Here is a 15,582-nt window from a genome sequence, read left to right as displayed (position 1 = left end):
CCTTTAGAAAAATATTATTTAGCAACTATATTAACTAGCTTTTGAGGTACAGCAATAACTTTTTTAACTTCTTTACCTTCAATACTCATTTTAACATTATCGTTAGACAAGGCTAAGTTTTGCATTTCTTCTTTAGATAAATCTTTTGGTATATTGATTTTTGCTCTAACTTTACCATTGACTTGAACTACGATTTCAACTTCATCATCTACTAATAAGCTTTCATCAAATGTTGGCCATGGTTGATAAGTAATGGTATTTTCATGCCCTAATCGATCCCATAATTCTTCACCAATATGTGGTGCAATAGGCGCTAACATTTTTACAAACCCTTCGATATAAGGTTTGTAAACTTCATTTGTTTTATAACACTCATTAATAAACACCATTAATTGACTGATTGCAGTATTAAAACTTAGTGTATCAAAATCTTCTGTTACTTTTTTCACAGTTTGATTGTATACTTTATCAAGTGAATGATCGTTAGAATCTACAATTTTTTTATTGATTGAATTTTCATCAGTAATGATAAGTCTCCAAACGCGATCTAAGAATCTTCTAGAACCATCCAAACCTTTTTCACTCCATGCGATCGCAGCATCTAAAGGTCCCATAAACATTTCATATAGTCGTAATGTATCAGCACCATGTGATGCAACAATATCATCTGGATTAATCACATTACCTTTAGACTTACTCATTTTTTCATTGCCTTCGCCTAAAATCATTCCCTGGTTGTATAGTTTTTGGAATGGTTCTTTTGTCGGTACAACACCTAAGTCATATAACACTTTATGCCAGAATCTTGCATATAATAAGTGAAGTACTGCATGTTCCACGCCTCCAATATATAAATCAACAGGTAGCCAATGTTTTAATTTTTCAGGATCCGCTATCATTTTTTCGTTATGTGGATCAATGTAACGTAAATAGTACCAGCAACTGCCAGCCCATTGAGGCATTGTATTGGTTTCTCGGCGCCCCTTCATACCTGTCTTTTCATCGATAACGTTTACGAACGCATCTATATTTGCAAGTGGAGATTCACCGGTACCTGATGGCTTAATTTCATCTGTTTCTGGAAGTAATAAAGGCAATTCATCTTCAGGAACTGTAGTCATTGATCCATCTTCCCAGTGTATAATAGGAATTGGTTCTCCCCAATAACGTTGCCTACTAAATAACCAATCACGTAATTTATAATTGACTTTTTTCTCACCAGCACCTTTAGATTCAAGCAATTCTATCGCTTTACTTATTGCCGCTTCATTTTCTAGACCGTCTAATTCTCCAGAATTAATGTGTTTTCCTTCACCTGTGTATGCATTTTTTTGAACTTCGCCACCCTCTATAACTTCGATAATTGGTAAATTAAACTTCGTAGCAAATTCATGATCTCGCTCATCATGTCCAGGCACAGCCATTACTGCACCAGTACCGTAAGTTGATAAAACATAATCTGCTATCCAAATAGGTAATTTATCGCCAGAGAGCGGATTGATTGCAAACGCTCCAGTAAACACACCTGTTTTTTCTTTAGCTAAGTCTGTACGTTCTAAATCAGATTTTTTTGATGCTTCATTTTGATACAATTTGACTTCTTGTTCTTTATCACTTGTCGTAATTTCATTCACAAGTGGGTGTTCTGGGCTTAAAACTAAGAAAGAAGTACCATAGATTGTATCTGGTCGTGTCGTAAACACTTCAATATTTTGGTCAGATTGCTCAATTTTAAATGTTACTTTGGCACCTTCTGAACGTCCAATCCAGTTTCGTTGCATGTCTTTAATTGATTCAGGCCAATCTAACTCATCTAAATCTTCTAGTAATCTATCAGCATATTCTGTAATTTTGAGCACCCATTGTTTCATAGGCTTACGGTAAACAGGATGACCACCACGTTCTGATACCCCATCGACAACCTCTTCATTCGACAAAACAGTACCTAATGCAGGACACCAATTGACAGCAACTTCATCAACATAAGCTAAACCTTTATTATAAAGCTGAATAAATATCCACTGCGTCCATTTATAATATTCAGGATCTGTAGTATTCACTTCTCTATCCCAATCATAACTAAATCCTAATTCTTGAATTTGTCTTTTGAAAGTTTGAATATTCTTCTGTGTAAATTCACGAGGATCATTACCGGTATCTAAAGCATACTGTTCTGCCGGTAAACCAAAAGCGTCCCATCCCATAGGATGTAATACATTGTAACCTTGCATTCTTTTATATCGTGAGATGATATCTGTTGCCGTATATCCTTCTGGGTGACCTACGTGTAAACCAGCACCAGATGGATAAGGAAACATGTCTAATGCATAAAATTTCTTTTGTCCTAAATTGTCATTCGTTTTAAAGGTCTTATTTTCTTCCCAGTAATTCTGCCACTTCTTTTCAATTTCCTTATGATTATAATTCAACACATTTCCTCCTAATTCATAAAAAAGACATCCCTACTATTAATGATTTGAAAGGGACGACCTGTGCCGCGTTACCACCCTTATTCGCTAACAATTAGCGCACTTCATTTTAATAGTAAGAGATGTCTAATTAAATGTCGTTTATGTTAATAAGTCATTTAGTCCTTAACACTAGTTCTCACCAACACTAGCTCTCTGTAGAAAAGCCTCTAAATGCTTAATACTATACGTGTTTAATATTATTGTATATGGTCAATGAATGCAAGTAGTTAATTAAACATCATTACATTATTAAACACCATTCTGATTTCGTCGTCCTCTTGATTGATGTTGATTTTTAAGATTCTTAGGCAACACTTTATCATAGAAACTTAAAAATAACAGTGCAAAACTTAATAATATAATCATCCCAATAAACATCATACTCATATTAAATGTATCTACAAGTATACCGCCAATAAAAGGTCCAAATGCTTTTCCCACTGTAGATGCTGAATTAACAAATCCTTGGTATTGCCCTTGCTTTCCAACTGGTGCAAGTTGATTTGCTATAGTTGGTACTGCAGGCCAAACAAACATTTCTCCAAATGTTAAAATGACCATGCCAACTACAAATATAGCAAAGTGATTTGCAAAACTCGTTACTAGGAAAGAACTCATAAAAATAAAAATACCTACAAACATCTGATGCTTTAAATTACCTTTTAATAAGATGATAATTGGTCTTATTAACGGTTGAGCTACTAAAATCATTATTCCATTGATTGTCCATAATACACTATATTGAGACATTGAAATATTAATTGATTGAGTGAATGAAGCTATCGTTGTTTCCCATTGAATATATGCAATCCAACAAATTGCAAACATTGCACATACTAGCATCATAGCAGTAAATCGTTTTTTATTTTCTTTGCTTTTTAAATCTATCGAATCTTGTGGTTTAAATTTAGCATTAATCTCTAAATTAAACTGTGTAATCGCCACGATGGCAAAAAGTACATACATAATGAGATTTGCCATAAAAATATAATTGAAACTAAATTCAGCCACAAAACCTCCTAATGCCGCACCTAAAGCAACTCCTATATTTTGTGCTAAGTATATAGCATTAAAAGTTTGTCTCCCTCCATTAGGCCAAACGGCACCTGCCATCGCATAAATAGCAGGAACTATCATTCCGCCACCAAATCCAAGTAGTACTAACCAAATTGCGTACCAAGGCCAGCCATGAAACAAATTGAGTAATGTTGTACTACATAAACAAGTAAATGTACCTATTAAAATCGTTTTGTAACCGCCAAGTTTATCAAACAAAGAACCACCTAACAAATTACCTACAACCATTCCAAATGAATTAATCATCAAAACGATACCTGCAACTGTTAAACTCTTATGAAGTTCTTCCTTCATGAAAATTGTATTTAAAGGCCACAAAAAACTGGCGCCAGTTATATTAAGTGCCATACCTATAACTAGCCACCAAACTGATTTAGGTATATTCATATCATGAGTCCCTCTCTTTATATTTTTCTCAATCTACAATAGACACTATAACACTAAAATATGTTAAAATCTGTACTTAGAACTTAAATAGAAAGGAAAATGTATTATGGGTAACTATTTCCCGTATGCCTTTGAAGATAAACGCTATCACACATGGAACTATCATTTAAAAAACAAGTTTGGTCAAAAAATATTTAAAGTCGCTTTAGATGGAGGATTTGATTGTCCAAATAGAGATGGTACTGTAGCTCATGGAGGTTGCACATTTTGTTCTGCAGCAGGAAGCGGTGACTTTGCAGGTAATAGAGCTGAACCAATTGAAGTTCAATTCAAAAAAATAAAAGAACGAATGCATGAAAAATGGAGTGAAGGTCAATATATTGCATACTTTCAGGCGTTTACAAATACGCATGCACCTGTAGAAGTATTAAAGGAAAAATATGAACCTGTATTAAAAGAAGATGGCGTCGTTGGTTTATCAATCGCGACAAGACCTGATTGTTTGCCTGATGATGTTGTAGAATATTTAGCAGAACTTAATCAGCGCACTTACTTATGGGTAGAATTGGGCTTACAAACTGTGCATCAGTCCACTTCCGATTTAATAAATCGTGCTCATGATATGCAAACATACTATGACGGCGTAACAAAATTACGCAAGCATAATATAAATGTTTGTACACACATAATCAACGGCTTACCAGGTGAAAATTATGACATGATGATGGAGACTGCTAAAGAAGTCGCTCAGATGGACGTTCAAGGTATTAAAATTCATTTATTACACTTGCTAAAAGGAACGCCTATGGTTAAACAATATGAAAAAGGTATGCTCGAGTTTATGAGTCAACAAGATTATACTAATCTTGTTTGCGATCAACTTGAAGTATTACCCCCAGAAATGATTGTGCACAGAATCACTGGAGATGGGCCTATAGATTTAATGGTTGGACCAATGTGGAGTGTTAATAAATGGGAAGTATTAAATGAAATTGATAATGAGCTTGCTAGACGAAACTCCTATCAAGGTAAAATGAACAAGCAGAGTATACAATCATGAAACTAGAACGTATTTTACCCTTCTCTAAATCGTTAATTGATTCTCATATTAATCATAATAGTGTTGTAATTGATGCAACATGTGGTAATGGGAATGATACTGCTTATTTTGCTCAACATGTACCAAATGGATTTGTCTATGGATTCGATATACAAGAACAAGCAATTTTGAATACACACAAAAAAATAAAAAATTATTCAAATGTAAAATTAATCCAATCTGGTCATGAAAATGCTAAATTGCACATTCCCTCTGAACATCATGGTCACATAGATGCTGCTATTTTTAATTTAGGTTATTTACCGAAAGGTAACAAAGAAATTGTCACTAAACCTGAAACAACAATTAAGGCTATTAATGAAATCTTTGATATCTTAAGTATTGAAGGAATTATTATATTAGTTATATATCACGGTCATGAAGAAGGTAAAATAGAAAAAGAAGCACTACTTGAATTTTTACAAAACTTTGATCAAAATAAAGCTCATATATTGCAATATCAATTCATAAATCAAAAGAATAACGCTCCTTTTATCTGTGCTATTGAAAAGCGTAATTAAAAAGTTTATACATGTATATTTCAATTCAGTCATAGAATACGTGCACGTAAAAAGAACCTGAGACAAGCAAACATTTTGTCCAAGGTTCTTTTTTAATTATAAATTTCATCATGAAGTATACCTTACTTTTAATTACTATTAAGCTTACTGATTATCATAATTTTGAACACATTCTTTAATACATAGTTCAACAAATAATTCTCATAAGTGTACTCATGCTTTAAATAAAATAATTTATTCAATTAAAGATTTAAAGCGCGTTAAATTAAACCGCTAAAATAGATTGTAAACTAGATTGCATTGGTTCAGACTTGATTTTAATTGAGTCATCAATAAACTCTAACAAATCTTCTTTTTTTGAATTTTGCTTGTCATTAAAATGAATAATAACTGTACGTTCATCATCTTGAGGTCTTTCTTTGTAAATCCACTCAAGATTAACTAAATTATTATAAGTACGTGTACGTTTATACGGCTTAATATGAACATATTTATCCATTTCTTTTAAAGTCATTGAGCCTTTTTCTAAAAGTGTAAGTAAAATCAAAATTTCCTCTTTAGACATTCCATATTCTTCTTTGATTGTATTAAAAATTGAATCAATCTCTTTGAATAATGTCTCTAATTGTAAAATACCATAAACCCTGTTCTTTTCACTATTAGCCAAAATTAACATCTCCCAAATAAAAAATTGTGAATTCTATAAACTAACTTAACCATTTCCCCCAAATTTAATTTTACAAATGGTAAAGTTATTAAACTTTAGAATTATACCCTTTTATTTCAATGATTGAGCTACTTAAAATCAACTTTATCCGTAAAAAGATTTAAAAATGAGATTTAAAACAAATCTTACATCTAGTGCAACTCAAATTCTAACCCAAAAACTTAGTGTTAATACATAATAAAATTAAATTAATTATATAATCAAAATATATCAATTCTACATTTAAAACGCAATAATTTTGGCAAAACTTTCTATACAAATTGTTAAATATATTTTTTATTAAACCAAACTAAATATATCATTAAGAATTATAAGAGCCCGTACATGTTTAGGATGTACGGACTCATTACTATAGTCCCGGTATAAAACCGAGTTACTTATTCACATTATAGAATCGTATACAAATTGATAACATTTTTTTCTCTCACTTAAATGTCTTCAATTTCCTCTTCATTTACTATAAAACCCATAGTATTTACACTATTATTTAAAAATGATAGAACATATCTCATCACCAAATCGCGTTCAGGTTCATTATGTATTTCATGATATAATCCATCCCAAACTTTAAAGTACATCTCTTTCGACTTTAATTTATCTTTCATTTCATTAATAGATTGAGTTTCTAAAATTTTGTCTTTGGTACCATACATTATCAATGCTGAAATAGATTTAATATCTCTAATATGATCCATTGTTTCTTTCATCTTTTCATTTATAAGGTTATACCAACTATATGTTACCTTTTTAAGCATTAGCCCATCATTTGCTGTTTCTTCAATAATTTCATCATTACGTGTTAAATCATGAGGGGTTATACCAACTTTAAATCTAGTATCTTTAGAAATTTTACCAACATTAGAAATCAATTTGTTTTTGCGCCCTTTATAGTCTTTCTTTAGTTCTAACATAGGTGAAAATAATAATATACCCTCAATAGGTAATTCTGTTTTCTCAAGCAGATTTAAAATGATGAGACCACCTAGTCCCACACCTAAAACAAATGTTGGAATTTTATATTCATTAGCTATTTTTATCCACTCTAATATATTCTCATGGTACGTATTAAAATCATCTATTTGTCCCTTTTGAGCTCGTGAAGTTTGCCCTTGTCCCGGTAAATCGCCCATGATAACGTGATAACCATTTCTTCTTAACATCGTGATAACATATGCATATCTACCTGTATGTTCTAATATATTATGAGCAATGACAACAACGCCTTTTGCGTCATTTTCTGTTTCCCACTTCCACATTTTCTAATTGCCCCTTTTTATATGTTCTTTATTAATATAATTATAGCAAATCAAACATATTGAATGCTATTTTAAGTGAAATTTGATAGATATTTAAGTGTTTTCTTTAACTCTTCCAATATAGCCTAAAGTATAATTACTCTTTAAGTGTGCAAGCTCTTTATGTAAACGCTTTCTTAAACTTAATTTTCATGATACACTATTTAAAAATATCATAGTTTAGTATAACGGAGGTATTGCATATGTCCTTATTTAAAGATTTTTTCATTGCGTTATCTAATCATACATATCTTAATAAAATAGCTAAAAAGATGGGACCTCAAATGGGAGCAAATCGTGTAGTCGCAGGAAATACGATTCATCAATTAATTGAGACCATACAATATTTAAATGATTATAATATTTCAGTTACTGTCGACTCATTGGGTGAATTTGTTAGTACTAGAGAAGAAAGTATTAAAGCTAAAGAAGAGATTTTAGAAATTATTGATGCAATCTATAACAATAATGTTAAGGCACATATGTCAGTCAAAATAAGCCAACTTGGAAGTGAGTTTGATTTAAATCTTGCTTATGAAAATATGAGAGAAATTTTACTTAAAGCTGATAAGAATGGAAAGATGCACATTAATATTGATACAGAGAAGTACGATAGTCTTTCTAAAATTCAACATATTATTGATAGATTGAAAGGTGAATTTAAAAATGTGGGTACAGTCGTTCAAGCCTATCTGTATGAAGCCGATGATTTAATTGATAAATATCCTGAATTACGTTTGAGACTAGTGAAAGGTGCTTATAAGGAAGATGCATCAATCGCTTATCAATCGAAAGAAGAAATTGACGCAAATTATATTAGAATTATTAAAAAACGACTACTAAATTCAAAGAACTTTACATCTGTAGCTACACATGACAATGAAATTATCAACCAAGTCAAACAATTTATGAAAGAAAATCATATTAGCAAAGATAAAATGGAATTTCAAATGTTGTACGGTTTCCGCACGGAATTAGCACAAAAAATAGCTAATGAAGGTTATTTATTTACAGTTTATGTACCATACGGTAATGATTGGTTTGCGTACTTTATGAGAAGACTAGCAGAACGCCCTCAAAACTTGTCATTAGCTATAAAAGAATTTACTAAACCCAAAATCTTAAAAAAGTTAACTTTGGGTATCGGTATATTTGCAACTTTATTGACGTCTTTTATCCTTGGCATTCAAAGATATAAAAAATAAAATAAAGGCATGAAGTATTTTGATATCTACTTCATGCCTTTATTTTTTAATTGATTTGCTTAATTAGATTAGCCATTTCGATTGCACTAACTGCTGCTTCTGAACCTTTATTTCCAGCTTTAGTACCAGCTCTTTCTACTGCTTGCTCAATACTTTCAGTTGTTAGAACTCCAAAAATCACTGGAGTATCTGAAATATCATTTGCTTTAGAAACACCTTTAGCTACTTCATTACATACATAGTCATAATGTGAAGTTGCGCCTCTAATCACACATCCTAATGTAATCACAGCATCATATTCACCTTTTTGAGCTAATTTTTTTGCAACAAGTGGAATTTCAAATGCACCAGGCACATAAGCTACATCAATATTAGTATCTACTACTTCATGACGAATGAGTGTATCTTTAGCCCCTTCAAGTAAACGTGTAGTAATAAAATCATTAAATCTACTAACAACAATCGCAATTTTTAAATCCTTACCAACTAATTTACCTTCAAAATTCATTTTCGAGTCCTCCTATATTAAATGTCCCATTTTATTTTTTTTAGTTTCCATATAACTATGGTTATGTTGCGTTTCTGGTACGATAAGTTCAATTCTATCTACGATTTCAATGCCGTAATCTTTTAAACCTTCAAATTTTTTAGGATTATTGCTGAGCAAGTTAATTTTACTTAAACCAAAATACTTTAATATTTCAGCTGCAACATGATAATCCCTCAAATCCTCATCAAAACCAAGAGCAAGATTTGCAGTAACTGTATCATAGCCTTTTTCTATTAACTCATATGCGCGCAACTTATTCATTAAACCTATTCCTCTACCTTCTTGAGGTAAATAAATAATCATTCCACCATGTTCTTCAATATATTTCATTGACGCTTCAAGTTGTGCCCCGCAATCACATCTTTGACTATGAAAAATATCCCCAGTCAGACAAGCAGAATGCATACGTACATTAGGATTGCTTTTTAAATCTCCTTTAACTATAGCAACGATTTCTTCTTCGCTATAATCCGTTGTAAATCCATACATATCAAAATGACCAAAATCTGTTGGCATCTTGACCTTTGCCTTGAGATTAACATTAAGTTCAACAGCCTTACGAAAGGCAACCAAACTTTTTATAGTAATCATTTTTAAATGGTGACGTTCTTTAAAGGACTGGAGATCTTCACCCTTAGCCATTGTTCCATCATCATTCATAATTTCGCAGATTACGCCAGCTGGTTGTGCCCCTGTTAAACGTGCCAAATCTACGGCAGCTTCAGTATGACCATTACGTGTTAACACACCATTTTCTTTTGCTATAAGTGGAAATAAGTGCCCCGGACGATGAAAATCTTCAGGATTAGTCTTTTCATCTATGAGTGCTCTAGCCGTTTTTGTACGTTCATGTGCACTGATTCCTGTAGTAGTTTTATAATGATCAACACTTACAGTAAAATGTGTGCCATAAATATCTGTGTTATTTTGCTCCATAGATTGTAGTTTTAATCTTTCAGCTATAGATTTATCAATTGGTGCACAAATCAGACCACGACCCTCTTTAGCCATAAAATTAATGGTATTATCATCCATCCATTCCGTAACAGCTACAAGATCTCCTTCATTTTCTCTATCTTCATCGTCAACTACAATAATGCTCTCTCCATTTCTTAAAGCCTCTATAGCCAACTCAATTGTATCGAATTGCATGTGATATTCCTCCTAAAAACCAAATGCTCTAAGCTTTTCTTCTGTTATCTGCGATTGATTTTGATTCATAATGTTTTCAACATATTTGAATAGTACGTCTGACTCCAAATGCACTTTGTCGCCCACTTTTTTAGATGAAAGAATAGTAGATCGACGTGTCTCTGGTATAAGATGTATATCAAAAGTATGATCATGTAAATCAAATACAGTAAGACTAACTCCGTCTACAGTTATAGAACCTTGCTTGACCATTTGATTCAAAATATTTTTAGTAGTTTTAATAGAAATAATTCTTGAGTTAGCAGTTTCATTGATTTTAGAAATTGTTCCAAGCTCATCAACATGACCTAACACGAAATGTCCACCAAATCTCCCACTTCCACTCATGGCTCTTTCGAGATTAACTTCTGTATTACGTTGAACATTTCCAAGATATGTTTTGTTTTCAGTCCCTTTGATGACTTGAACTGAAAAACTTGAATCAGTGAAATCTATCACAGTTAAACATGCACCATTAACACTTATTGAATCACCAATATGCATATCAACTAAAATGTTTTGTGCTTTAATTTCAAGCGTTCTTACTGATTGCTCAGAGCGAACTTGTTGTACAGTACCTATTTCTTCAATGATACCTGTAAACATAGACATTCACTTCTTTCGTAATTTCAATTTTAAATTTTGATTAATTAACTTGGAATCAACAATTTCAAATTGAGTTGCTTCAGGCAAATCAATCACTTCGTCAGTCTTATAAAATTGATGTTTGCCAGAACCACCAATTAATTTCGGGGCTATATATAAAATGAGTTCATTTAGATGTTTGGATTGGAGAAATTGCGAAGTAATATTTGGGCCTGCCTCGACTAGCAGTTTCCCAATACCTCTTTGATATAAGTCTTGTAATATTGTCGCTGTATCACAATTACTTATATTTATTATTTTAATAAAACTTTTATCTGTTTTTAATTTTTCATTTTCAGTGTAAATCCATATCTCCGATGCAGTATCTTTAAATATTTGTTGATTAAAATCGAGTTGTCCTGTCTTAGAGAGAATAACACGAATCGGATGTTTTCCATCAGGAACCCTGGTTGTATACAATGGATTGTCTGCTTCAATGGTTCTACGCCCAGTAATAACTGCATCATGCTCATGTCTTAATTGATAAACATCTTCTTTAACTTCTTTGTTTGTTATCCACTTACTTTCATTAAAGTCTGTTGCTTGTTTACCATCTAAACTAGATGAAACCTTTACAGTTACTTCCGGAACTTCGTTTCTTTTAGCAGTAAAAAAGTCACGGTATAATGTAGCTGCATTTTCATTATATTGAAATTCAACCTCTATACCAGCTTCTCTCAGAATCTCGTCACCCTTGCTTACTAAAGTAGTATCTTTAACAGCATATATGACCTTTGATATACCCGCTTCAATAATTTTATCCACACAAGGTGGCGTTGAACCATGGTGTGTGCATGGTTCTAATGAAACGTATATGGTAGCACCTTGGGCATTTAAACCTGCCATTTCAATAGCTTGTACTTCAGCATGTTTATCTCCCTTTTTTAAATGTGCACCTAAACCTACAATCCTACCATTTTTAACAACAACGGATCCTACTGGAGGATTAACACCTGTTTGTCCATTTACCATTTGTGCTAGTTGAATAGCATCATCCATAAATCTACTCAATTGATCACCTCAAAAAAACCTTATACCTATACTGTAGGCATAAGGAGATATCTATATCTTTAAATAAGCCTATTGGCATACTTAAAATTGCACAAAAGTATACAATACGCTTATCATAACTACACGAATTTGTGTAAGTCGATAATTCATCTTCTTTCTCCCATCCAGACTCTAACTGTCGGCTCTAGATTCACACTAGATCAGCCACTAACATCAAAAAAACAATACTAGTGGGTCGCAGGCTTAATTTACTGCCGGTTGGGAATTTCACCCTGCCCCGAAAGAAATATATGAAATTGTTATGATTAATTGAGTCCAGTAGTTCTTCACTACATTTTAAATCTTACTATATTTAAATTTAAAATACAATTTTATAGCTTATTTTATTCAATGATTTTATGAAGATATATTAAACTCACAAACACGCTAAATGCATATTACTTATTTCGATTTTCCTGTGTTATATATAATTGAGATACTGTATCAACAACTTGATTAACAATCATCTTTACACCATTTCTAAGTTTATTGACACCGTTGGTCATTTGTCCAATTGCAATCACATTTTTTAAGGTTCCATATCTAGGACTTATGACTTGATTTGTTTCTGGGATAATTTGAATGCCACCCATAGGATGACGTTGAACAATTTGTCTATTTTCTAAGTTTAAAATTAATTGATCATCCTCATCTAATTGAGAAAGATGTGTTTTAGAACCTGTAGCATTAATAACAATGTCAAACGACTCATAATTTTGCGTGGTGTCGTTGTACTTTAACATAAATTGCTCATTTTTATGGACTATGTCTTCTAGTCCCTTTTTAATGACAAGTTCATTATTCTGTATTAACTTAATTAGTAAACGAGCCGTTCTAGGAGGCATTGGATTAGAATTTAATTGAATGATTTTAGTGTACTTACGATTAAAAGTTTCTTGATCTTTAACGCTCAAACTATTCCAAATCCAGTTTAAATTTTCTTTTAAATGTTCAATAATACTTTGGAATATCCCCATTTCTTCTTCATGTTTCAAATCATACTCCAAGTCTTTCACATGGTTTCCAGTTCTACGATAAATAAGTTTTTTAAAGTCTATTCCATAATCTTCACATTCTTTTAAAAATAATGAAACTACCTTTTCTAATGGTACATTACCAAAGTGTTTTTTCATAATTCCATTAAATCGTGATTTAGTTAAATGCGTAAACTGAATTTTAGTCATTTTTCCTCTAACACTTGGCAATGCTGCAGAACGACTTGTCATAGTAATGGGTAAAGATGGATGATGTGCAGCTACATATCTCACAGCATCTAAACTAGCCAACCCTGTTCCAATAATCACGATTCGATCTGAATCTTTAACATTATCAAGAGTATGATATGTAGGATACGGCGTTTGGATATAGCCTTTAGTTCCCTTCAAATCATAAGGGTCATGGTAACTAAAAGTTCCAAAAGTTAAAAATAAATAATCATATTCACGCCATTCTTTTTCATCATCACATGTACATACATGATATTTTAAATCTGTGTCATCAACATCGGATTGTGTAAAAATTTCTTGTACTTTATCATTGATAATAGTTAAATTATCAAATTGGTCATTATAATAAGATAAATAAGACTTCATATAATGACCAAATACAAATCTAGGCAAATATTGAGGATTACTAAAATTGAATTCTGTCTGATTTTGATACCACTTCCAAAACTCTTGGTCATCATCAAGATTTAAGCTCATAGATTTTGATGGCATGTTAATAAGTAGTTCGCTACTATCATTTTGAAATGGAACACCTTGACCCATATTTCTATCATCATCATATACATCTACTTTTAATTGAGAAAAGTTTTCATGTTTAACGAGTTGGCGTAACACACTTACACCAGCTGTTCCCATACCTATTATTGCTACACGCATATCAATCATCCTTATGTATTTATTATTAGTAGTTACATTTTATTGTACACTTTTTCACTATATCTATATTACCTATTTGATTGACTTTTAATCTTAAAATAGTATGCTAAAATTTTATTTGAGGTGAAGCTTATGAAATTTATAGTTAAAGTTTTAATTGCTTTTGCAGTTCTGTTTACAATACTATCGCGAAAAAACAAAGCTGAATAATTCAACATTTAATCCAATAAATTAAAAACACCACTATAAAACTATTGAAAGTTAACTATTGCTTAAATCTAAATTAATTTTAATTAGCACGATTAACTTCACAACTTTTATTAGTGGTGTTTAGTTTAACTATTTAATTTATTTTTGGTGTTTATCGTCATCTTTATAAACATATAATTTGAAGTATTTACCTTCTGTTTTCATGTTCTTGTAGAAATCTGCAATGATATTCGCGTTACTTTCAGCCCATTTTATATCAGTAGCATATTGGTGTTCACCCGGATTTTTAGGATTCCATCTCATACTATAAAGTGTATTTTGATCATCATGAGATAAGAAATGCTTATGAATAAAATCAGCGCCACCATATATAGCTTTTTGTGGTGTGTCCCATCCATGTTTTTTAGCATATTCGGCACCTGTTTTAATAGGGTCACTATCTAATGCACCAACACCATAGAAATTGTAATATTTTTTACCATCTATTTCTACACCATTAGCGAGTTCACTTTTAGCTGCACCTGTTTCTAATAGAGCATGAGAAATAAGATATACTTCATTGACATGTTTAGACTTTGCGGCATTAATAAAATCATCTGTATGTTTTAGTAGTACTGGTCTATCAAACAACATACGTTTAATTCTATTTTTATCAATGCCTTGATACTTAGACAAATCTAAAAATTGATATTTTTGTTTATCATCATCTATGAATTTACTACTATCCATAGCTTCTTTAATTTCTGTACCAGACGCATCACGCCAAGCTGTATTAGCTTTGTTAGATACTTGTTGGCTCGTATAATTGTGTATTTGCTTTTTAGATGCTTTATCTAAAGTTTTATCTAATTTTTCAACCTTTTCAACTGGTTTGACATGTTTAAAAAATATTTGATCTGAAATCATTGAAAAGAAGATAAAACCTGTAACAACAAATACAATTAGCAAACCTATGATAGCTAATATTGAGCCTTTCTTGTGCTTAGTCATATTCACACCTCTTAGGTCATTGTTGTTAAACTAGTCATTCTATTACGATAATCAAGTTTAACATTATTCAAACACATTCACAATTTGAAACTTCTTTTGTTACAAATTCATAAATAAATGGTAATCAAATTGAAATTTAAATAAATAGGTTACACGATGCACATATTAAAAAAATAAGACAAGAATCGAAATTTTTTTAATGCCAAATGAATGTTTTTATATACTGACAAAACTGAAAAATTCATTGATTATTATTAAACAGCAATATCACCTTTTGTTTT

The 15,582-nt window shown here is 31.6% G+C and carries 13 protein-coding genes and 1 riboswitch; of the genes, 3 read left to right on the top strand and 10 right to left on the bottom strand.

What is annotated here, in order from left to right; genetic code table 11:
* Positions 1-14: 14 nt before the first annotated feature.
* Positions 15-2,432: a leucine--tRNA ligase gene (gene leuS, locus NST35_RS05160; RefSeq protein ID WP_100198937.1), complete on the bottom strand. Its 2,418-nt coding sequence runs from the start codon at positions 2,430-2,432 to the stop codon at positions 15-17.
* Between the two features lie 288 nt (positions 2,433-2,720).
* Positions 2,721-3,935: an MDR family MFS transporter gene (locus NST35_RS05155; protein ID WP_002457852.1), complete on the bottom strand. Its 1,215-nt coding sequence runs from the start codon at positions 3,933-3,935 to the stop codon at positions 2,721-2,723.
* A 106-nt stretch (positions 3,936-4,041) separates the two neighbouring features.
* On the opposite strand from NST35_RS05155, the gene NST35_RS05150 reads away from it, so the two are divergent.
* Positions 4,042-4,995 (top strand): TIGR01212 family radical SAM protein, encoded by a 954-nt coding sequence (locus tag NST35_RS05150; protein ID WP_001830802.1) that lies wholly within the window; start codon positions 4,042-4,044, stop codon positions 4,993-4,995.
* Entirely contained in the window at positions 4,992-5,555 is a 564-nt protein-coding gene (locus NST35_RS05145; protein WP_002457853.1) for a class I SAM-dependent methyltransferase, read from the top strand. The genes NST35_RS05150 and NST35_RS05145 overlap by 4 nt, the downstream gene beginning before the upstream one ends.
* 265 nt (positions 5,556-5,820) lie before the next feature.
* Here NST35_RS05145 and NST35_RS05140 read toward each other — a convergent pair whose 3' ends face one another.
* Positions 5,821-6,222, bottom strand: a complete 402-nt coding sequence (locus tag NST35_RS05140) for a SarA family transcriptional regulator (RefSeq protein ID WP_002457854.1) — start codon at positions 6,220-6,222, stop codon at positions 5,821-5,823.
* 488 nt (positions 6,223-6,710) lie between these two features.
* On the bottom strand, positions 6,711-7,538 hold the full coding sequence (locus tag NST35_RS05135) for an alpha/beta fold hydrolase (RefSeq protein ID WP_002457855.1): 828 nt from the start codon (positions 7,536-7,538) through the stop codon (positions 6,711-6,713).
* 242 nt (positions 7,539-7,780) lie between these two features.
* Here NST35_RS05135 and NST35_RS05130 point away from each other — a divergent pair, with 242 nt between their 5' ends.
* Positions 7,781-8,782 carry a proline dehydrogenase family protein gene (locus tag NST35_RS05130; RefSeq protein WP_002446717.1) on the top strand — a complete coding sequence of 334 codons (1,002 nt, stop codon included), beginning with the start codon at positions 7,781-7,783 and terminating at the stop codon, positions 8,780-8,782.
* 46 nt (positions 8,783-8,828) lie between these two features.
* Here the strand turns inward: NST35_RS05130 and ribH are convergent, their stop codons facing one another.
* From ribH to NST35_RS05100, 6 genes are all read right to left on the bottom strand, one after another.
* A complete protein-coding gene (ribH, locus tag NST35_RS05125; protein WP_002446718.1) occupies positions 8,829-9,290 on the bottom strand; it encodes a 6,7-dimethyl-8-ribityllumazine synthase in 462 nt (153 codons plus the stop codon).
* A 12-nt stretch (positions 9,291-9,302) separates the two neighbouring features.
* Positions 9,303-10,484, bottom strand: a complete 1,182-nt coding sequence (ribB, locus tag NST35_RS05120) for a 3,4-dihydroxy-2-butanone-4-phosphate synthase (protein WP_002457856.1) — start codon at positions 10,482-10,484, stop codon at positions 9,303-9,305.
* A 12-nt stretch (positions 10,485-10,496) separates the two neighbouring features.
* Positions 10,497-11,129: a riboflavin synthase gene (locus tag NST35_RS05115; RefSeq protein ID WP_002457857.1), complete on the bottom strand. Its 633-nt coding sequence runs from the start codon at positions 11,127-11,129 to the stop codon at positions 10,497-10,499.
* Between the two features lie 6 nt (positions 11,130-11,135).
* Complete coding sequence (gene ribD, locus NST35_RS05110; protein ID WP_002457858.1) at positions 11,136-12,179, bottom strand: bifunctional diaminohydroxyphosphoribosylaminopyrimidine deaminase/5-amino-6-(5-phosphoribosylamino)uracil reductase RibD; 1,044 nt, start codon at positions 12,177-12,179, stop codon at positions 11,136-11,138.
* A 148-nt stretch (positions 12,180-12,327) separates the two neighbouring features.
* A riboswitch (FMN riboswitch) is annotated at positions 12,328-12,468 on the bottom strand.
* A gap of 148 nt (positions 12,469-12,616) precedes the next feature.
* Positions 12,617-14,101 carry an FAD/NAD(P)-binding protein gene (locus NST35_RS05105; RefSeq protein WP_002457859.1) on the bottom strand — a complete coding sequence of 495 codons (1,485 nt, stop codon included), beginning with the start codon at positions 14,099-14,101 and terminating at the stop codon, positions 12,617-12,619.
* Between the two features lie 348 nt (positions 14,102-14,449).
* Positions 14,450-15,301, bottom strand: a complete 852-nt coding sequence (locus NST35_RS05100) for an N-acetylglucosaminidase (protein ID WP_001830727.1) — start codon at positions 15,299-15,301, stop codon at positions 14,450-14,452.
* Positions 15,302-15,582 lie beyond the last annotated feature (281 nt).

Source organism: Staphylococcus sp. FSL W8-0304, assembly GCF_038006565.1.
Lineage (GTDB): Bacteria > Bacillota > Bacilli > Staphylococcales > Staphylococcaceae > Staphylococcus > Staphylococcus epidermidis.
The sequence above is the reverse complement of the archived record's forward strand: the minus strand, read 5'-3'. Positions and strand labels throughout refer to the sequence as shown.

Bases quoted from the DNA above. Each gene is read 5' to 3' on its own strand.
- NST35_RS05155 (WP_002457852.1), bottom strand. From the start codon at position 3,935: ATGAATATACCTAAATCAGTTTGGTGGCTAGTTATAGGTATGGCACTT.
- NST35_RS05150 (WP_001830802.1), top strand. From the start codon at position 4,042: ATGGGTAACTATTTCCCGTATGCCTTTGAAGATAAACGCTATCACACA.
- NST35_RS05145 (WP_002457853.1), top strand. From the start codon at position 4,992: ATGAAACTAGAACGTATTTTACCCTTCTCTAAATCGTTAATTGATTCT.
- NST35_RS05135 (WP_002457855.1), bottom strand. From the start codon at position 7,538: ATGTGGAAGTGGGAAACAGAAAATGACGCAAAAGGCGTTGTTGTCATT.
- NST35_RS05130 (WP_002446717.1), top strand. From the start codon at position 7,781: ATGTCCTTATTTAAAGATTTTTTCATTGCGTTATCTAATCATACATAT.
- ribH (WP_002446718.1), bottom strand. From the start codon at position 9,290: ATGAATTTTGAAGGTAAATTAGTTGGTAAGGATTTAAAAATTGCGATT.
- ribB (WP_002457856.1), bottom strand. From the start codon at position 10,484: ATGCAATTCGATACAATTGAGTTGGCTATAGAGGCTTTAAGAAATGGA.
- NST35_RS05115 (WP_002457857.1), bottom strand. From the start codon at position 11,129: ATGTTTACAGGTATCATTGAAGAAATAGGTACTGTACAACAAGTTCGC.
- NST35_RS05105 (WP_002457859.1), bottom strand. From the start codon at position 14,101: ATGCGTGTAGCAATAATAGGTATGGGAACAGCTGGTGTAAGTGTGTTA.
- NST35_RS05100 (WP_001830727.1), bottom strand. From the start codon at position 15,301: ATGACTAAGCACAAGAAAGGCTCAATATTAGCTATCATAGGTTTGCTA.